General features: G+C 69.3%; 19 protein-coding genes and 1 riboswitch. Of the genes, 6 read left to right on the top strand and 13 right to left on the bottom strand.

The window, feature by feature from the left end:
• Positions 1-20: 20 nt before the first annotated feature.
• The 6 genes from hemC to hemE all read right to left on the bottom strand — a co-directional run bounded on the left by hemC (position 21) and on the right by hemE (position 6925).
• The gene (gene hemC, locus AC1DDO_RS10175) at positions 21-1019 is read right to left on the bottom strand and encodes a hydroxymethylbilane synthase (RefSeq protein ID WP_476868619.1); all 999 of its coding nucleotides are present in this window, start codon (positions 1017-1019) and stop codon (positions 21-23) included.
• The gene (locus tag AC1DDO_RS10170; RefSeq protein WP_476868620.1) at positions 1016-2311 is read right to left on the bottom strand and encodes a ferrochelatase; all 1296 of its coding nucleotides are present in this window, start codon (positions 2309-2311) and stop codon (positions 1016-1018) included. Before AC1DDO_RS10170 ends, hemC begins: the two co-directional genes overlap by 4 nt.
• Positions 2308-3054 carry a hydrogen peroxide-dependent heme synthase gene (gene hemQ / locus AC1DDO_RS10165; RefSeq protein ID WP_476868621.1) on the bottom strand — a complete coding sequence of 249 codons (747 nt, stop codon included), beginning with the start codon at positions 3052-3054 and terminating at the stop codon, positions 2308-2310. Before hemQ ends, AC1DDO_RS10170 begins: the two co-directional genes overlap by 4 nt.
• Positions 3055-3227: 173 nt before the next feature.
• The gene (locus AC1DDO_RS10160; protein WP_476868622.1) at positions 3228-4004 is read right to left on the bottom strand and encodes a hypothetical protein; all 777 of its coding nucleotides are present in this window, start codon (positions 4002-4004) and stop codon (positions 3228-3230) included.
• Positions 4005-4245: 241 nt separating this feature from the next.
• Positions 4246-5751, bottom strand: coding sequence for a protoporphyrinogen oxidase (hemG, locus tag AC1DDO_RS10155; RefSeq protein WP_476868623.1), 1506 nt, complete (start codon positions 5749-5751; stop codon positions 4246-4248).
• A 4-nt stretch (positions 5752-5755) separates the two neighbouring features.
• Positions 5756-6925: a uroporphyrinogen decarboxylase gene (gene hemE, locus AC1DDO_RS10150; protein ID WP_476868624.1), complete on the bottom strand. Its 1170-nt coding sequence runs from the start codon at positions 6923-6925 to the stop codon at positions 5756-5758.
• A gap of 170 nt (positions 6926-7095) precedes the next feature.
• Between hemE and AC1DDO_RS10145 the strand changes: the two genes are divergently transcribed.
• Positions 7096-8469 (top strand): glutamyl-tRNA reductase, encoded by a 1374-nt coding sequence (locus AC1DDO_RS10145; protein WP_476868625.1) that lies wholly within the window; start codon positions 7096-7098, stop codon positions 8467-8469.
• A gap of 82 nt (positions 8470-8551) precedes the next feature.
• Here AC1DDO_RS10145 and AC1DDO_RS10140 read toward each other — a convergent pair whose 3' ends face one another.
• Positions 8552-9586, bottom strand: a complete 1035-nt coding sequence (locus AC1DDO_RS10140) for an SDR family NAD(P)-dependent oxidoreductase (protein ID WP_476868626.1) — start codon at positions 9584-9586, stop codon at positions 8552-8554.
• Between the two features lie 30 nt (positions 9587-9616).
• A complete protein-coding gene (gene moeB / locus AC1DDO_RS10135; RefSeq protein ID WP_476868627.1) occupies positions 9617-10840 on the bottom strand; it encodes a molybdopterin-synthase adenylyltransferase MoeB in 1224 nt (407 codons plus the stop codon).
• Between the two features lie 187 nt (positions 10841-11027).
• On the opposite strand from moeB, the gene AC1DDO_RS10130 reads away from it, so the two are divergent.
• The 3 genes from AC1DDO_RS10130 (at position 11028) to AC1DDO_RS10120 (ending at position 12364) form a co-directional block, all read left to right on the top strand.
• Positions 11028-11675, top strand: coding sequence for a TetR/AcrR family transcriptional regulator (locus AC1DDO_RS10130; RefSeq protein WP_476868645.1), 648 nt, complete (start codon positions 11028-11030; stop codon positions 11673-11675).
• Positions 11676-11736: 61 nt separating this feature from the next.
• On the top strand, positions 11737-11961 hold the full coding sequence (locus AC1DDO_RS10125) for a DUF3107 domain-containing protein (protein ID WP_441407367.1): 225 nt from the start codon (positions 11737-11739) through the stop codon (positions 11959-11961).
• Between the two features lie 100 nt (positions 11962-12061).
• Positions 12062-12364 carry a hypothetical protein gene (locus AC1DDO_RS10120; protein ID WP_476868628.1) on the top strand — a complete coding sequence of 101 codons (303 nt, stop codon included), beginning with the start codon at positions 12062-12064 and terminating at the stop codon, positions 12362-12364.
• Positions 12365-12367: 3 nt separating this feature from the next.
• On the opposite strand, the gene AC1DDO_RS10115 is transcribed toward AC1DDO_RS10120, so the two are convergent.
• The 4 genes from AC1DDO_RS10115 to thiO all read right to left on the bottom strand — a co-directional run bounded on the left by AC1DDO_RS10115 (position 12368) and on the right by thiO (position 15529).
• Positions 12368-13039 (bottom strand): 4a-hydroxytetrahydrobiopterin dehydratase, encoded by a 672-nt coding sequence (locus tag AC1DDO_RS10115; protein WP_476868629.1) that lies wholly within the window; start codon positions 13037-13039, stop codon positions 12368-12370.
• Between the two features lie 101 nt (positions 13040-13140).
• Positions 13141-13965, bottom strand: a complete 825-nt coding sequence (locus AC1DDO_RS10110) for a thiazole synthase (protein ID WP_441407364.1) — start codon at positions 13963-13965, stop codon at positions 13141-13143.
• Between the two features lie 5 nt (positions 13966-13970).
• Positions 13971-14207, bottom strand: a complete 237-nt coding sequence (gene thiS / locus AC1DDO_RS10105) for a sulfur carrier protein ThiS (protein WP_390204050.1) — start codon at positions 14205-14207, stop codon at positions 13971-13973.
• Positions 14204-15529, bottom strand: a complete 1326-nt coding sequence (gene thiO / locus AC1DDO_RS10100; protein WP_476868630.1) for a glycine oxidase ThiO — start codon at positions 15527-15529, stop codon at positions 14204-14206. Before thiO ends, thiS begins: the two co-directional genes overlap by 4 nt.
• Positions 15523-15643: riboswitch (TPP riboswitch) on the bottom strand. Its footprint overlaps the gene before it by 7 nt.
• 26 nt (positions 15644-15669) lie before the next feature.
• Between thiO and AC1DDO_RS10095 the strand changes: the two genes are divergently transcribed.
• Positions 15670-16377 (top strand): thiamine phosphate synthase, encoded by a 708-nt coding sequence (locus AC1DDO_RS10095; RefSeq protein ID WP_476868631.1) that lies wholly within the window; start codon positions 15670-15672, stop codon positions 16375-16377.
• Between the two features lie 70 nt (positions 16378-16447).
• Here the strand turns inward: AC1DDO_RS10095 and AC1DDO_RS10090 are convergent, their stop codons facing one another.
• Positions 16448-17119: a ferritin-like fold-containing protein gene (locus AC1DDO_RS10090; protein ID WP_476868632.1), complete on the bottom strand. Its 672-nt coding sequence runs from the start codon at positions 17117-17119 to the stop codon at positions 16448-16450.
• A gap of 41 nt (positions 17120-17160) precedes the next feature.
• Between AC1DDO_RS10090 and AC1DDO_RS10085 the strand changes: the two genes are divergently transcribed.
• Complete coding sequence (locus AC1DDO_RS10085; protein WP_476868633.1) at positions 17161-18699, top strand: RNB domain-containing ribonuclease; 1539 nt, start codon at positions 17161-17163, stop codon at positions 18697-18699.
• The last annotated feature ends 91 nt before the right edge of the window (positions 18700-18790 follow it).

Genomic DNA, 18790 nt, shown 5'->3' with positions numbered 1-18790 from the left:
GAAGTCGTGGAATCCGCGGTTCAGGAAGCGGCCAGGTCCGCGATGTCGGCGGCGCCGCGGGCCAGCAGGACTTCCGCCAGCTCGATCCCCAGCAGCGTCGCCCCGACTTCGGTGAGCCCGTCGGTGGCTTTCTTGTCGCGGACCGTTGCCGTGCCGTCGACCGCGCAGACTACGGCTTCGAGGTAAAGCATGCTGCCTTTGCGGTAGCCGTAGGCTCCCACGGGGGCGGCGCATCCGGCTTCGAGCCGGGCCAGCAGTGCGCGTTCGGCCGTCACGGCGAGCCGGGTGTCAAGATCATCGAGGGCCGCGAGGGCCTGCGCCAGCACCCCTTGGGAGCCCGCCGTGGAACCGGCCCGGCGGGGCGCATCGGCGGTGCGGCATTCGATCGCCAGGGCACCCTGCCCTGCGGCGGGCAGCATGACGTCGGTTTCGAGGTACTCGCTGACGGCATCGAGCCGGCCGATCCGGTGCAGCCCGGCGGCGGCGAGCACGACGGCGTCGAGGTCGCAGGACTTGCCGTCGACGACGGCGTCGGTCGTGTTGCCCGGCAGCCCGGGGACGCGCCCCAGCCGGGTGTCCACGTTGCCGCGGATGTCCCGGATGTCCAGGTCAGGACGCGCGGCGCGGAGCTGGGCCGCGCGGCGGGGAGACCCAGTGCCGACGCTGGCACCGTTTGGCAGGTCGGCGAGCTTGAGCCCGTCCCGGGCGCACAGGACGTCCCGGACGTCGCCGCGTTTCGGCGTGGCCGCGAGGCTCAGGCCGAGGGCCGGACCCGTCGGGAGGTCCTTGAGCGAATGCACGGCGACGTCGCATTTGTCCTGGAGCAGGGCATCGCGCAGCGCGGCGACAAAGACGCCGGTTCCGCCCATCTGGGACAGCGAGCCTTTCAGGACATCGCCCTCGGTCCGGATGTGGACCAGTTCAACAGGGAACCCGCCGACGGCGGCAAGCTGGTCCGCGGTCTGCTGGGTCTGGGTCAGGGCAAGCTTGCTGGCGCGGGTGCCGATCCGGACGGTCATGGGGTCCCCCGGCCCGCCGCCCGTGCACCCATGTCCTCAGCCGTGTCCTCAGCCGCGGGTGTGGCCGGGTAGGGCGCGTGACCCGTCCCCACCGTGGTGTCGGCTCCGGCGATGGTGGGCTTGTCGCCGCGGAAGTTCGCGCAGCAGCCGGGGCGGCAGATGTCGTACCACGGGCCGAGATCGGTCAGGTGGGGCCGTTCGGCGATGTTGTTCGCGGTGGTCCGTTCGCAGATCAGGTCCACGAGACCGGCCACAAACTTGCGGTGCGTTCCGGGGGTGGGGACGCGGGTGGCGGCGAGGTCCAGTTTGGCGCAGGTCTCCAGCGCCTCGGTGTCCAGGTCCCAGACGACTTCCATGTGGTCGCTGACAAAGCCCAGGGGCACAATCACGATGCCCTTGACGCCCTGGCCGGCGAGCTCCTCGATGGCGTCGTTGATGTCCGGTTCCAGCCACGGCACGTGCGGGGCCCCGGAACGGGACTGGTAGACGAGGGACCACGGCGCGGTGAGGCCCGTCCCGGCCTCCACCCGGCGGATGATCTCGCTCCCGTTGGCCAGGTGCTGCGCGGCGTAGGCGGAATCTTCCTCGAACTGGCGGGGCTCGCCCTCGGACCGCCCGGCTGCCTCGGCGTCGCGGGTCGGGATGGAGTGCGTCGCGAACACGATGTGCACCGGAGCGTCGGGGGTGCCGGCCGCGGCCAGCTGGGCGCGGACGTCGGCGAGTCCGGCGGCGGTGCCCTCGATGAACGGTTCCACGAAGCCGGGGTGGTCGAAGTACTGGCGCACCTTGTCGACCTCGAGCTTGCCGTCGAGACCGGTTTCCGTCAGCGCCAGGCCGATGTCCTCACGGTACTGGCGGCAGCTGGAGTAGCAGGAGTAGGCGCTCGTGGTGAGCATGAGGACCTTGCGGTGGCCGGCGTCGTAGATCTCCTGCAGGGTCTGCGGGATGTACGGGTCCCAGTTGCGGTTGCCCCAGAACACGGGCAGCCCGATGCCGCGGCCGGCAAGTTCGGCCTCGAGGGCGGCCTTGAGCTGGCGGTTCTGTCCATTGATGGGGCTGATGCCGCCGTTGGCCCGGTAGTGGTGCGAGACCTCCTCGAGCCGTTCGTCGGGGATGCCGCGGCCGCGGGTGACGTTGCGGAGGAACGGGATAACGTCCTCCTGGCCTTCGGGCCCGCCGAAGGAGGCGAGCAGGACAGCGTCATACTCTTTGGGGGCCATCCGGCCGGCATCGGTGACGGTGTTCGTGGCGGTTACTGAGGCGGCGGATTCCTGGGGATCCAGCGGACTCATGCAAGGACCTCGGCAATCTCGGCGGCGGTGACGCGGCGGCCCGTGTAGAAGGGGATCTCTTCCCGGACATGGTGGCGGGCTTCGGTGGCGCGCAGGTGCCGCATCAGGTCCACGAGGTCGACGAGTTCGGGCGCTTCCAGTCCGAGGATCCATTCCCAGTCGCCCAGGGCGAAGGAGGAGACGGTGTTGGAGATGACCTGGGGGAAGTCGCGGCCCAGCATGCCGTGGTCGCGGAGCATGGCGCCGCGCTCGGCGTCCGGGAGGAGGTACCACTCGTAGGAGCGGACGAAGGGGTAGACGCAGAGCCACTCTGCGGGTTCCACGCCGCGGGAGAATGCCGGGGTGTGGTTCTTGGCGAACTCGGCCTCGCGGTGCACGCCCATGGCGGACCAGACGATCTCGGTGCCGGCGAACAGCTTGCTGCGCCGGATGTCCCGGACCGCGCGCTGCAGCGCTTCAGGCCGGGGGCCGTGCAGCCAGACCATGATGTCCGCATCGGCGCGCATGGCGGAAACGTCGTAGCTGCCGCGGTGGACGACGCCGGCTTCGGCGAGACTCTTCATGAGGGATTCGAAGTCCTCGGCTGCGTCGGCGCCGCGCAGGACGTCCGCGGACCGCTTGAAAACGGTCCAGAGGGTGAAGAACTGCTCAGTTGAATCTTGGGACGCCGATGCCCCGGCGACTGATTCTCCGGGGGCTGACATTCCGGTTTTAGTGACAGATTCGGCAGAAGTGTGGCTCATGCATACCAGTGTGCCTCCTCTCTCCAGCTAAGTCGAAAAAAAGCACTTCTACGAGCTGTAGAAGTGCTTTATTTCACACGGAGGCGGGTGCGGTGCAGTGGGGAGCGCGGTGCTTGGTGTGCGCGGTGCAGTGGGCTGCCGGGTGCGGTGTCGTGTGCGCGGCAGGCGGGCGGTCAGCTCCGGCGCATCCGAACGGCTGCAACGCCGGCGCCGATCGAGACCGCCACCAGGCAGATGCCCCAGCCGATCAGCGGAGACGGTCCTGCGGGTTCCACTGCTGCCGTGGCCTGCAGGGAGGAATTCCCCGAATGCCCCTTGCCCGTGGTGCGCGCACTGGTCGATTCCGCCGTGGTTGAACCGGTCGAGGAAGGCCGCGCTGCGGCCGAGGTCGACGCCGGGGTGCCGGCGGCCGGCGCAGCGGCTCCGGGCTGGGACCCGGACGCCTGTTCGGCACCACTGCCACTCCCGGCCGGCTGGCCGTCAGCCTGTCCGCTGCCCGGCAGCGTCGGAACGGATCCGGCCGCCCCGCCTGCGGCGGGCACACCCGTCTCCGGGGCAGTCACCGGCGCGCCGGGGCCCTGCGGCGCCGACGGCTGTGCGGCTGTGGCGGACGGAGTGCTGGCCGGCGGGGCGCCGGTGCCCGAGGCCGTGGGTTCCGGAGTGCTGGGCTGGGGGCTGCTCGGGGCGGGGCTGGAGGACTCGGGGATCGTGGGCTGAGGGCTGCTGCTGCGCGAGGGCGACTTTGACGGGGTGGACTCCGACTTGGCAGACGGCGAGGAGCTCGGCGTCGTCGAGGAGCCCAGCAGGCTGTCCAGCACGTCGTCCAGGCCGAGGGTCAGCGAGCCCTGGGCCGTCGGCGGAGTGGACGCCGCCGCGGACAATTCCGTGGCCGCATGGGAGGCCGGAACGCCCGCGGTTGCAGCCAATACCGCCCCGAGTGCGGCTGCCACTGCGCCGCGTCGGAGGCTCCTATGGCCTCTGGTCTTCGTTGTTGACACCTTGGACCTGAAAATAACCATGGTCATCGAGCCTAGCCGGAATCCACGGCGAGGGAAAACCTGCCAAAAACCGCGGAATACCGGCAAGTAACCCATGGGGGCGGAGTGGTTCAGGGTGTCTTTGGAGCCGTTGTGGTTCCTGTGGCTGAGGGTGCGCCAGGGGCTGGCAGAAACGCCTCCGCGGCCGGCAATTTCACGTCAACAGGCGTCTGACCTGCGCCGGTGTGTCGGCGACGATCGCGGCCAGGCCGTTCCCCGACAGCCAGCCGCCCACGACGGCAAGCGTGCCGTCAGCGGCGCAGATGCCCCGGACGGCCGCGACGCGCTGCCTGTGGCCGAGGGACGCAAACGGCAGCGCCCCGGCCCAACGGACCACGTCCCAGCCCGCCACATCGTCCGCGCTGACGGGCACGCCCAGCAGCGCGGAAGCGTCAGCCAGCGCGGCCCGGAACAGTTCCTGGTCCGTGCGAGGCGCCGGCGCGGCTCCCCCGCCACGGGATTCGGGCGTGGCACGGGGAACAACAGCCCGGGGAGTATCAGCCCGTCCGTAGGAGAGCCGAAGCACGTGCCTTCCGGGCCCGGTCCGGTCCGCCAGCCAGGCCCACTTGGCGGTGGCGTGCGTCAGCGCCTTGGCCTGCAGGCCAAGGATCTGCGGGGCCACGAGGACGCCGGTGCCACGTGGCGCCGCGTCCAGGGCCGGGAGATCCACCACGAGGGTGACCAGGCTGACGTCGGGTCCTGCATCGGGGCGAAGCCGGTCAAGTTCGGGCAGGGATCCGGCCAGGAGCGCGACGGCGGCGGGACCGTCCAGCGCAACGGCCAGGAGACCGGCGTCGAACGTGGCCCCGTCCGTGACGACCTGCCAGCCGTCGGCGGTGCGCCGAACGGACCGGGCGGGTGTGCCGCTGAGCAGGGTGACGCCGCGCTGGCGCAGATCGGCCAGCAGCGCGGCCACGAGGGTATGCATTCCGCCGCGGAGGCCCGCGACGGCGGAGCCGGCCTTCCGCAGCCCTGCGGACTCGGTCTTTTGCAGCCCTGCGGGCTGGACCTGCGCTCCCCGGCGCTGCGCCGCGACGGCGGCGGCGAGGGAACCGTGCTGGCGGATCCCGGCCCGCAGCCCGGGGGCCACCATGTCGACGTCGAGCACTGCGGGGTCGGCCGAGTGGACACCGCCGACCACCGGTGCGACGAGCCGGTCCAGCACACGCCTGCCCATCCTGCGGCGGACAAGCTCGGACACGCTCGTGGCCTCGGCCCCCGTGCCCAGCGAGGCCGGCAGTACGGCGTCGACGGAGGCGCGGAGGGAACCCAGCAGACCCAGTGACCGGCGGACTTCCGGGTCCCACGGGCTGGCCGGGATGCCCAGCACCCCCGTCTTGGGCAGTTCACGCGGGCCGTCCGGCAGTTGGACCCAGGCTCCGCCGGGGTTCGGCGCGACGATCTCGCCGGCAATCCCAAGCTCCGCGGCAAGATCGGCCACCGCGGACGTGCGGGTCGCGAAAGACTCCGCCCCGCTGTCCAGGGTCAATCCGGCCACGGCATGGCTGCCGACGCAGCCGCCCCAAACATCACTGGCTTCCAGGACCGTGGTGGGTACGCCGGCGCGGGCGAACTCCCGGGCCGCCAGCAGGCCGGAAATCCCGCCCCCGATCACGACGGCGGTACGCTGCGTGGGCGCCCCGGCGGCGCCTGCGTCCACGCCGTTACTCCGGAGCGATGGAGTGGATGAGTTCGACCACGCGGGTCAGCACGTCGGGATCGGTCTCCGGCGGCACGCCGTGACCGAGGTTCACCACGTGCCCGGGCGCGGCGGAACCGGCCGCGATCACGTCGCGGACGTGCGCTTCGAGGATCTCCCATGGTGCCGAGAGCAGGGCCGGGTCGATGTTGCCTTGCAGCGGAACGGTGCCGCCGAGGCGGCGGTTGGCTTCGTCCAGCGGCAGCCGGTAGTCGACCCCCACGACGTCGACGCCGACGTCGCGCATCGCGACGAGCAGTTCCGAGGTGCCTGTGCCGAAGTGGATCAGCGGTGCGCCGAGGTGGCGCACATGGTCCAGGGCACGGGACGACGCCGGCGCAACGAAGCGCTGGTAGTCGGCCAGTCCCAGTGAACCGGCCCAGGAGTCGAAGAGCTGCGCGGCCGAGGCCCCGGCCTCCAGCTGGGCGCGGAGGAACATGCCGGAGGCGTCGGCGGCCCAGTTGGCCAGCGCAGTCCAGGTTTCCGGATCGGCGTGCATCATGGTGCGCGGGCCGAGGTGGTCGCGGGACGGCTTGCCTTCGACCATGTAGGCCGCGAGGGTAAAGGGCGCGCCGGCGAAACCGATCAGCGGGGTGCTCCCGAGCTGGGCCACGGTGAGCCGGACGGCTTCGCGGATGGGCTCCAGGGCCTCCCAGGTCAGCTGCGGCAGGGCGGCGACGTCCGCGGCCGTGCGGATCGGCACGTCCAGGACGGGGCCCACGCCGGGCACGATGTCCACGCCGACGCCGGCCAGCTTGAGCGGGATGACAATGTCCGAAAAGAAGATGGCGGCATCGACGTCGTGGCGGCGGACCGGCTGCAGCGTGATCTCGGACGCCAGCTCGGGGCGCAGGCACGAGTCCAGCATCGCCACGCCCTCACGGATCTTGAGGTATTCGGGCAGCGAGCGGCCGGCTTGCCGCATGAACCAGACGGGGCGGCGGGAGGGCTTGCCGCCGCGGTAGGCGGTGATCAGCGGCGAATCCGCCGTGCGGCCGTCCATCAGCGGGTGGCCGGCATCGAGGCCGCTGGCGCCACCGGCGACGGCGCCCTTGTTGGCAGCACTGTCTGCTGCACCGGTCTCGGACGTACTGGAATTTGTCGTGCCGGCACGTGCCGCAGCGCTTGGAGTCATGACTTCGATTGTGCCCAAATTTGTGTCCAAAAGATAACGACAGCCTGTCACGCCGACTCTCACACTGGCCACGAGTGCTGCGCCGTGGCGGGAATCACAGGCCAGCGTGCCTGAGCCCACTCCCGGACAGTTGTTCTACACGGGCACGAAAAAGCTATGATGGTGATGCTGTGGTTCTTTTTTCATTGGTGGCTACACACGCCGACATCGACCTCGAAACCGTTGCTCAGTTGAGCACCGGCGCTTCAGGGCTCGCCACATCCGCCCTCGCCGGATCGCCGGCCGTGGCGGGTGCCGTTGTCCTTGCCACCTGCAACCGCCTGGAAATCTATGGCGAGGCCCCCCATGCCGACGCGGTCGGCGCAGCCCGGGCAGCCCTCATCACGCAGATCAGCGGTGCCAGCGGACTCAACGATCAGCTCGTCTCCCGCGCCTTCAGCACCCGGACCGGCGCCGAGGTCAGCCAGCACCTCTTCGCGGTCAGTTCGGGGCTGGATTCCGCCGTGGTCGGCGAACGCGAAATTGCCGGCCAGGTGCGCCGCGCCCTGATCACCGCCCAGCACGAGGGCACCGCCAGCTCCGGCCTGGTCCGGTTGTTCCAGGCCGCCTCCAAAACCGCCAAAGACGTCGGCGCCCAGACGGCGCTGGGTTCGCGCGGCCTCTCCATCGTCTCCGTGGCGCTGGATCTGGCCACGGACCTCTCGGAAAACCCTGACTGGTCCGCCAAGAAAGCCGTCGTCTTCGGGACCGGCGCCTACGCCGGAGCCACCATGTCGCTGCTGCGCGAACGCGGCTGCACCGATGTGCATGTCTATTCCTCCTCCGGCCGCGCCGCAGGTTTCGTTGCCACCCGGGGCGGTACTGCCCTGGACGAGGCGACGCTTCCGGTGGCCGTGGCCGCGGCCGACGTCATGATCGGCTGCAGCGGCTCCGACAGCCGGGTCGAAGCGGACGTACTCGCCCGGATCCGGGCGAACTCGCCCCAGCAGCTCATCGCGATCGACCTCGCCCTGACCCATGACTTTGACCCCGCCGTGGGCGACCTCGACGGCGTCGAACTCCTCACGCTGGAATCCGTACGCCTCGCGGCGCCGCAGGAACAGGCGGAGTCGCTCGAACAGGCCAGCAGCATCGTGTCCGGGGCGGCCAGCGCCTTCGAACAGGAGCGCGAGGCCCGGTCGGTGGACTCGGCGATTGTCGCGTTGCGCCGCCACACGATGAACGTCCTGGACGCGGAAATGGAAAAGGTCCGCGCCCGGCACGGCTGCACCGCCGCCGCGGAGGAAGTCGAGTTCGCCCTGCGCCGCATGGTGAAACAACTGCTGCACGTCCCCACCGTCCGGGCACGCGAGCTGGCTTCCAACGGTCAGCAGGACGCCTACGTTGCCGCCCTGGAGGCGCTGTACGGCATCACGGTGGAGCCCTCCGCCGGTGCTCCCGGTACCGCGGCCGCGTGCCCCGTGGATCACACCGATGCGGGCCCCGGCACCGCGGACCACAACCCTGGGAACCACGGCGCCGGCGACATCCGCGAAACCGCGTAGCCGGTTCCCGCGCCTCCACGGCCCACCGGCTCCCGCGCCTACCCGGTTTAACTGGTTTACCCGCCTACGCTGTTCAACTGGTTTACCCGGGGAAAGCGTTGATCCCGGTCATTTCGGCCGACACCTGCCACAGCCGTGCGGCGGCTTCCGGGTCCACGGCATGGGCATCCACGCCCCTGATCCTGGCTGCGGGCGATCCCGTCACCGTGGGTTCGGCAATCTCGCAGTCCTCGCAGTAGACGCCGCCCATCCCCTCCAGGGCCGGCGCCGTCGCGGCCCAAACTGAGGTGGCGGCGCCCTGCGCCGGTGTCTTGAACCGGGGGTCGAGCGTGCCGTGCTCGTCCATCCAGCCTGCAGCGATCATCTCCTCGCGCGGCAGGTGGCGCTGCAGTTCGGTCATGATCCCGCCGGGATGCACAGCGAAGGCGCGCACGCCGAAGTCACGGCCCAGGGCGTCGAGCTGGACGGCGAAGAGCGCGTTGGCCGTTTTGGCCTGGCCGTAGGCCCGCCACTTGTCGTAGCCGGCGTCGAAGTTGATGTCATCGAAGCGGATCGGCGAGAGCTTGTGGCCGGTGGAGGACAGCGAGACCACGCGGGCTCCCGGCGCTGCGGAGAGTGCCGGCCACAGCAGGTTGGTGAGGGCAAAGTGCCCAAGGTGGTTCGTGGCGAACTGCGCTTCCCAGCCCGGACCCACCCTGTGCTCCGGGCTTGCCATGATGGCGGCATTGTTGATGAGGATGTCCAGGCCGCGGCTCGTGCCAGGCGCCGCGCCGGCCAGGAAGCCGGCGGCGAACTCCTTCACACTGGCCTGGTCGGCAAGATCCAGTGCGGCGACGCTGACATCGCCGCCGCCGGTTTCCGGCGACAACCCGGCCTCTGCCAGGACATCGCGGGCGTGCTCCGGCCGCCGGGCCGGCACCACAACGCTGGCGCCGGCGGAGGCCAGGGCCCGCACGGTCTCCAGGCCCAGGCCCGAGTAGCCGCCCGTGACTATCGCGGTTTTCCCGGTCAGGTCGATGCCGGCAATGACCTCGGCCGCCGTCGAATCCCGGCCAAAGCCGGAGCCAATCTTGCGCTGGGATGTCATGGTGGGTTCCTCGCTGTTGTTCTGGGTCATGGTCTCAGTAAAACGGCTCAGTACACCGGCTCAGTACACCGGCTTCCCGGGTTCGACGTCGCGCACCCAGGCAAGGATGCCGCCTTCGAGGTGGCTGACGCGCTGGTACCCGGCGGCACGGGCGGCGGACAGGACGGCGGCGGACCGTGTTCCGGCCTTGCAATGGAAGACGATATCGGCATCCTGCGGCAGTTCCGGCCACGCTTCCCCGGCCAGGATGCGGCCCTGCGGGATCAGCACCGAGCCGTCGATGCGGACGATCTCGTACTCCCCCTGCTCCCGCACGTCCACGAGCTGGAAGTCCTTGAGCCCGGCCTTGCGCGAGGCCAGCATCGTGGCGAGCTGGGTGGCCGTGACAGTGTGCTCGGTTCCCGCGTCCGCCGTCGGGGTGATCCCGCAGAACGCCTCGTAATCGGTGAGTTCGGTGATCCGCTCGGCCGCGGGATCCCGGGCCACTTTGATCTCGCGCCAGGTCCCGCCCAGCGCGTCATAGAGGGCCAGCCGGCCCAGCAGGGACCGGCCGACGCCGGTGATCAGTTTGACGGCCTCGGTCACCATCAGCGCTCCGACAGCGGCGCAGAGCATGCCGAACACGCCGCCTTCGCCGCAGGAGGGCACGGATCCGGCCGGGGGCGCCTCCGGGTAGAGGTCCCGGTACGTGGGCCCGAACTGTTCCCAGAAGACGCTTACCTGGCCGTCGAAGCGGAAGATCGATCCCCAGACGTAGGGCTTGCCGAGGATGGCGGCGGCGTCGTTGACGAGGTAGCGGGTGGCGAAGTTGTCGGCGCCGTCGAGGATGAGGTCGTAGTCGGCGAAGAGTTCCAGTGCGTTGGACGCGTCGAGGCGGACGTTGTGGAGCCGGACGTCCACCAGCGGGTTAAGGGCCGCAATGGCATCGCGGGCGGACTCGATTTTGGGCCGGCCCACGTCCGCGACGCCGTGGATGATCTGCCGCTGGAGGTTGCTGAGGTCGACGTCGTCGTCGTCAACAATGCCCAGTGTGCCGACACCGGCGGCGGCGAGGTACAGCAGGGCCGGGGATCCCAGGCCTCCTGCCCCGATCACGAGGACTTTCGCGTTCTTGAGGCGTCGCTGGCCGATCGCGCCGATCTCGGGAATGATCAGGTGGCGCGAATAGCGTTCCACCTCCGCAAGGCTGAGCTCCGATGCCGGGTCAACCAGCGGTCCTGGCAGCGGATCCAGCTGCGTCGGGGGCGTTGCGGGGGCACCGGGGGCGGTGAACTTGGAAGCCATACTTCAATCTATGCCCGAAGATACCGCCAGGTCATATTACCCGCGCGTAAAGTGTAGTTGAATGCAGTGCACAGCAGTTGAGTGCTTTTCCGTAGGGTTCTTTTCAGTTGAGTGTTTTTCAGTTGAGTGCCCTGCGGGCAAGTGGATGTAGAGGGAAAGAAGGCCGACAGTGGTTCATCAGGCACCGGTGGAGCGGGACGAGACCGGCAAACCGCCGGCCGGGCAAACGCGGAGCGGACAGCGCTCGGCACGGCTCCCCCGTGATGAACGCCGGGCGCAGCTGCTGGCGGCAGCGCAGGAGGTCTTCGTGGCGAACGGCTACCACGGGGCCGCCATGGATGAGATCGCCGAGACCGCCCATGTCAGCAAGCCGGTGCTGTACCAGCACTTCCCGTCCAAGCGGGACCTCTACCTGGCCCTGCTGGACAGCCACCTGAGCAAGCTGATCGACCTCCTGCTGGGCGCCCTGAACTCCACCACGGACAATGACGAACGCGTCCAGGCGGTCATGCGCGCCTACTTCCGCTTCATCGCCCACGACGACCAGGCGCACCGGCTCGTCTTCGAATCTGACCTGATCAACGATCCCGACGTCAGCGCACGGCTGGAAGCCTTCAACAAGACCTTTGCCGACGCCGTCGCGCGCGTCATCGCCGAGGACACCAAGCTTCCGGAACTGGAATCCCAGCTTTTGGGCCGCGGACTGGCCGGGCTGGCCCAGGTGAGCGCCCGGTACTGGCTGGAAACGGACGGAAACCTGGACCTCGATGTGGCCAGCGACCTGATCTACCGTTTAGCTTGGCGCGGAATCTCCCGCTTCCCCAAAGAGACCTAGAGTACAACTAGAGATTGACCTTAGACGTTTATTCGGTTTTGACTGGCTGGGAGGCCTTGCTGTGGAAGTAAAGATTGGTATTCAGAACATTGGCCGAGAAATTGTCCTCGAATCGGCCCAGGACGCCGACGCCGTCGCCAAGGTGGTGGGCGACGCGATCGCCAAGGGCGGCGAACTTCGTCTGAAGGATGACAAGGGCCGCCTGGTGATCGTCCCCGCCAACGTGTTGGGCTACGTTGAAATCGGGGCAGAAGAAGCCCGCCGCGTCGGTTTCGGCGCACTCTAGGCTCAGCCCGGCCGGCGTTGGAGCGGCTTCACAACCCGTTCACAGCCGGTTTTCCAAACCGTTTCACAGCCGTTTTCTTGACTAGCGCGAGGTGTCCTGAATGCTTTCCCTGATTGTGGTCGCCATGGTGACCGTTGCTGCGGGCTTTGTGGTGTGGGCCAACGACAAACGGCACACGAAATACGGGATCAGCGTCCCGGCGGGAGTTGCAACGGCCGTCGGCATGCTGAGCTGGATCATCTTCATGGCGGCCGGGTTTGGCTACCAGCCGGGCCTGACCTGGATCCCGTGGATCCTGCCGATGGTCTTCGGCGCGGCGGCGTCGATCGCGGCCGTTATCTACCTGGGCAAATCCCGGACCCGGCAGGACACCGATCGGCTCACCGCCATCCTGAAGCTCTAGGCGCTACGCCGGCAGGTCCGGCCCGTGGCCGTCCTCGGTGCACAGGCACAGCCGGTTACCCTGCGCATCCGTGACCACCACCCACTTGGGTGCGTGGTCACGGTTCATTAAGGCCCCGGTCGCCGCAGTCTTTTCCAGGACGGGCCCGGATTCGGCCTTGCTCCGGTGGATGTCCAGGTGGATGCGGTTGGCGTTCGGGGTGGAGGTCTCCTGGAACCACAGTCCGGGCCCGCGTCCGTAGGGGTCCACGAGGTCGCCGAACCGGCCCTTGCGGTAGCCGAGGGCGATCCGCCAAACCTCCGAAACTCCGGCGGGGTCCTCCGAATCGATGGCGATGTCCACCGTCCGGTACAGGCCCGGCTCTGCGGCGGCACTGACGCCCTGGGCCGCCCCGCTGACTGCCGCCGCGGCCCGGACGTCCCGGGACGTGACCTCCGTGCCCGCGTCGTGCGAGGTGAAGCGCAGGAACACGCGGTTGTAGCGCCAGTCCAGGTCCGGGTGGTGGTTCTGGTCCTCGGCCACGCGCCCGACGGCGGCAACAAGCTCCAGCGCCGCGGCCGACGTCGGACATTTGTAGACCGTCACCAGGCCGCCCAGGCGGTACCGCCAATCCGGAAGGCCCGCCAGGGCCTGATCGATCTGTGGCCGGGTAAGGACGTCGTCCGTGGCTGCCACTGCAGGCTCCTGTGCTGGTTGGGCGAATGAACTGGATCGGCGAATGAACTGGCGGCGAATGGGCCGGAGGCAAAGCCGGACCCTGTCCTACAGGAAATCGCCTACAGGAACTCGGCCCGGCCCTCCATCGCCGAGGACGCCAGGGCGTGCTCGCGGCGCGGAATCCTGCCGGCCTTTTTTGCCAGCCTACCGGCGATGACAGCGTGTTTGAAGGCCTCCCCCATGAGCACGGGGTTCTGGGCCCGGGTCACGGCCGTTGCCAGCAGCACGGCATCGCAGCCAAGTTCCATCGCCAGCGCCGCGTCCGAGGCCGTGCCGATTCCGGCATCCAGGACCACCGGCACGGACGCCCGCGAGACGATCAGCTCGATATTGTGCGGGTTCAGGATGCCCAGGCCGGTACCGATCGGGGCGCCCAGCGGCATCACGGCCGTGGCGCCGAGGTTTTCCAGCCGGAGGGCAAGCACGGGGTCGTCATTGGTGTAGGCGAAGACCTTGAAGCCGCGGGCGACAAGCTGTTCGGTTGCGTCCACGAGTTCGACGGCGTCCGGCAGCAGGGTGTGCTCGTCGGCAATGACTTCGAGTTTGACCCAGTCCGTTTCCAGGGCTTCGCGGGCCAGCTCGGCTGTGAGGATGGCGTCCTTGGCGGTGAAACAGCCGGCCGTGTTGGGCAGCACCCGGATCTGCTGGTCCTCGAGCAGCTGGAACAGCGAGCCCGTCTCCGCCGGCGAATAGCGGCGCATCGCCACCGTGGTCAGCTCGGTTCCGGAGGCAACAAGCGCCGCACCCAGCCCGTCCAGGCTCGGCGCGCCGCCGGTGCCCATGATGAGGCGGGACCCAAGCGCCACGCCATCGATCACCAATGGATCGGCCACCGCCCCGCGCGCCTGCACGGCCGGTGTTCCTGCCAGTGTGGTCTCGTTCATGCTGGTCATCCTCCCTGGACTGCCGTGACAAGTTCGACGTCGTCGCCGTCGGCGAGCGCCGTGGCGTGCCACTGGCTGCGCGGCACCACTTCGGCGTTGCGGGCCACGGCGACACCGAGTTTCCGGCCGTCGGCGGCCTGGCCGTCGGGGCCGATGCTCCGGCCCGTGAGCTGGCTGACGAGGGTGCTGACGGAGGCGCCGTCGGCGACGCTTTGCTCCGTTCCGTTCAGTCTGATGTTCATGCTGCTTCCTTCTTGGGACTGTCCCCGGACGTGTCCGGGATGCGGGAAAAACGGTCGGGGCGGAAACCGGCCCAGCGCGGGTCCGGCGTCCCGTCCATGAGTTGGCGGCATACGGCGGCAGCCGCCGGGGTGAGCAGGACGCCGTGCCGGAAGAAACCTGTGGCGATGATGAGTCCGGGGACATCCCCGCCGTCCGGGCGGGCAACCCGGCCCAGCAGCGGGGCGTTGTCCGGCGTGCCTGGCCGGGGCCGCGCCGTGGCTTCCAGGAGCTCGAGTTCGGCGACGGCGGGCACCAGCTGCTGGGCGTCCCGCAGCAGCTGGTAGACGCCGCCGGCCGACACGGCCTGGGGATCCGACGGGCCGTCCTCGCGCTGGGTGGCGCCAATCACCACGGTGCCGTCCTGGCGGGGCACGATGTACACCGGGACCCCGCGCACCATCCCCCGCACGGTGGCAGTGAGCAGCGGCTGCAGGTGCGCGGGCACGCGGAGCCGGAGGATGTCACCGTAGACGGGCCGCAGCGGCAGGGTGAGCCCGGCGGGCAATTCATCAAGATCGGCGGCGCCGAGCCCGTTGGCGACCACGGTTTCCGCGGCGCGTACGGTACCGCCGCCATCGAGGCGGACCCCTGCAACGTTGCCGTCCTGCCACAGCAGCCCTGCAGCGCGCCGCCGGATGAAGCTGCCGCGGTCCTCCGCGGCCAGGACGCCGGCAATCCGGGCGATCAGCAGGCGGGGATCCACCTGGTGGTCGGCCGGGATGTCGAAGGCACACGAGATGCCGGGGCTCAGCAGGGGCTCCCGGCCCCGTGCCTCGCGCACTGTCAGCGGTTCCACGCTGAGGCCGGAGGCTTTCTGGACTTCCCTCAGGTCCGCGAGCGCGCGCCGGTCCGCCGCGTCCGCCCCGACGGCGAGGGTCGGGGTCGTCAAATACCCGGTACCCGTCCGGGAGTCCTGGCCGGCGGGACCGGCGTCGAGCCCGGCCGCGAATCCGGGCCACAGCCGGGAAGACTCGAGCATCAGTTCCAGCAGCTGCTCCTCCTGGTAGTGCAGCTCGCTGACAGGGGCGAGCATGCCGGCCGCGGCCCAGCTCGCTCCTGTACCGGGAACATCATCGATCAGGACCACGGACCGGCCCGCGCGGCTGGCCTCGAAGGCGATGCCGTGGCCGATCACCCCGCCGCCGATCACGGCAACGTCTGCGGTGACGTCCCCTGCGGTGATTCCGTCAGTGGATACGGCTCCGGTGTAACAATCCCGGGCGGTGGCGTCATCTGCGGCCACGGCTTCACGGCCGGCTTGTGAGCCTACTTGCGTGCCCATGAAAAATTCCTTCCCTACGCCGGTACTAGCCGGATCAGGTCAAGCGGTCGGCTCTGACGCCCTCTCAGCCGGGCAGCGGCTCCATGGCTGCTGCGGGCTCCCGCGGTATGCGCCCAGTTTAGAGGAACTAGGCTGGTCCCATGAGCCAGGACCACCTCCACACCACCGCCCGCCTCTACTTGTGCACCGACGCCCGCAGGGACCGCGGCGACTTCGAGGACTTCGTGGACGCCGCCTTCGCCGGCGGAGTGGACATCATCCAGCTGCGCGACAAGTCGCTCGAGGCGGCCGAGGAACTGGAACTCCTCGAAGTCCTGCACGCCGCGGCGCAGCGCCACGGACGGCTGTGGGCCGTCAACGACCGGGCGGACATCGCCTCCCTGTCCGGGGCCCCGGTGTTCCATATCGGCCAGAAGGACATTTCGCTGGACGCAGCCCGCGGCTTCCTGGGCAAAGACGCCGTGATCGGCCTGTCCACCCACACCCCTGAACAGGTGGACGCAGCCGTGGCTGCTTCTCCCGGCCGCAAGGGACTGGACTACTTCTGTGTGGGGCCAGTATGGGCGACTCCCACCAAGCCGGGACGCGCCGCCGTCGGCCTCGACCTGGTGCGTTACGCCGCCCAGGCGACCGGCCAGGCGAACGCCGAGGGTGCCGGAAACCCCGACGGCCCGACGGAAAGCCTGCTGCCGTGGTTTGCCATCGGCGGGATCGACCTCGGCAACGTGGAGCAGGTAGTCGACGCCGGCGCCCGGCGGATCGTGGTGGTCCGGGCCATCACCGACGCCGACGATCCGGCCCACGCGGCCGGTGCACTGCTGGCGGCGCTGGACGCCACTGACTCCTGAACGCTGATTCCTGAACGCTGACTCCTGAGCAGGTTCCCCGCCATGAACCGGGCCGTCCCGGGCAGTGAACCTAGCCGGGGAGCCCCAGTCCCGCCATCCTTCGCGCGTGGTTCGCTGCGAGCTCGGCCGTCAGGCCCACCACCAGCGCCCTGGCGTCCGCGTCGTCCAGTCCCGACAGCCCGCCCAGGAATGCGTGCTCAAGGCTCACCCGCTGGGCATGGGTCAGGACCTCGCCCAGCAGGCGCCGGGCCCACAGCGCCAGGCGTGACGCCAGCCGGGGGTCATCGGCCAGGGCCGCCTTGAGTCGCTCCTGCAGCACACCCGTGGACTCGCCGGTGGAGCGGACCTGTGCGATCAGCTCCCGGGTCCCGGCGTCGACGTACACGCCGACGGCGCTGTAAAAGTCCGCGGAGACAGTGTCGATCACGTAGGCCTTCATGAGCGCTTCGTACCAGTCCGCCGGGCGTGTGCGCTCATGGAAGAAGTCCACCGAGGGCTGGAACGGCAGCATGGCAGCCTCCGTGTCCAGGCCCATATCCTCGAGCCGGGCCCGGATGAGTTCGTAGTGCTGGAACTCGGCCACCGCCATCCTGCCCAGCACGGCACGGTCACGCAGCGTGGGCGAATATCCGGCACTGGAAGAGAGCCGTTCGAAGGCGGAAAGCTCGCCGTACGCCATCACTCCCAGCAGATCCGCCAGGAAGCTGTTGTAGAGGGCAGGATCCTCCGGAGTTGCGCTCATGATCCAAGACTAATGGCGGAAATCGGGCTACCCTGATTTTCGTGTCCCATCATCGCCTGACCCCCAGTGTCCACGAGCAGCAGAACCAGCTGGCCGGGGCCCTCAAGGCGTTGCGCACCACGCTGGAACTGCCCGGCCCGTTCCCCGAGGACGTGCTGCGCGACGCCGCGGCGGCCGTGGCCGAGCACAAGCTCCCGGACCTGGACCTCACGCATGTCGAGTTCGTGACCATCGACCCGGCATCGTCCACCGACCTCGACCAGGCCCTGTTCATCGAACGGGATGACGAGGGCTACAAGGTGTTTTACGCCATCGCCGACGTCCCGTCGTTTGTCGCCCCGGGCGGGGCGCTCGACGCCGAGACCCGGCGCCGCGGGCAGACCTTCTACACCCCCGACGGAAGGATTCCGCTGCATCCGGAGATCATCAGCGAGGCCGCCGGCAGCCTGCTCGCAGGTCAGCTGTGCTCCGCGTTCGTCTGGGAGTTCGGGCTCGACGCCGCGGCAGAGGTGACATCGGTCCTTGTGCGCCGGGCCCGGGTCCGCAGCCGCGCAAAACTCAGCTACAAGGCCGTCCAGGCCGACCTCGACGCCGGCACGGCCACGCCCGTGCTGCAGCTGCTCAAAGAGGTAGGCATCAAGCGGGTGGAACTCGAACGCCTGCGCGGCGGGGCAAGCCTGAACATGCCCGAACAGGAAATCCAGCAACTGCCCGACGGCGGCTACCGGATCGTGGCGGCCCCGCCGCTGCCGGTGGAGGACTGGAACGCCCAGATTTCCCTCATGACCGGAATGGCGGCCGCCGCGCTCATGCTCCAGGGCAAGGTCGGCATCCTGCGGACCATGCCCGCCCCGGACGAGGCGTCGCTGCGGCATTTCCACCGCCAGACCCACGCCCTTGGCAAGCCCTGGGACGGAGAAATGGGCTACGGCGAGTACCTGCGGACCCTGGACCCCACCGACCCCCGGCAGCTGGCCATTGTGCATTCGGCCGGCATGCTTTTCCGTGGCGCCGGGTACACGCACTTCGACGGGACGGTACCCCAAGCCGCCGTACAGTCAGCCATCGGCGCCGCCTACGCCCATTCCACGGCGCCTTTGCGGCGGCTGGTGGACCGCTTCGTGCTGGTGATCTGTGAAGCCCTGAGCAGCGGCACCGAGGTTCCGGACTGGGCCCGGGCGGCCCTGCCGTCCCTTCCGGCGATCATGGGCACCTCGGACCAGCTCGCCGCAAAGCTGGAGCGGCTGGCATTGGACACCGTGGAGGCTGCCCTGCTGGTCAACCACATCGGCCAGGAATTCGACGCCGTGGTCATCTCCGGTTCGAAGCCGGCGAAGAGCACCACCGGCGGCGACGGGAACGGCAATGGGAACGGCGGCACGGCCGGCAAGGCGAACGGCAACGGGAACGGGGGCAAGTCCAACGGAAACGGCAACGGCCCGTCCGGGATGGTCCAGATCGCCGAACCTGCCGTGACCGCACGCTGCCCCGGCGACCTTGAACCGGGCACTCAAGTCCGGGTCCGGGTGGTGTCCTCGGACATCGCCACCCGCGAAATCCAGCTGGAGCTCGTGGGCTGACGGTCCACTGCCTGCGCCCTGACCGTCCCGTGCCGGGCGGGCTCCCGTGGTCAGTCCACGGGTCCGTTCATGGGTCCAGTCGAGGATCCGC

It is taken from the genome of Arthrobacter sp. 10N43 (assembly GCF_056394525.1).
Note: the sequence above shows the minus strand (reverse complement) of the source record. Positions and strands in the feature narration are given on the sequence as shown.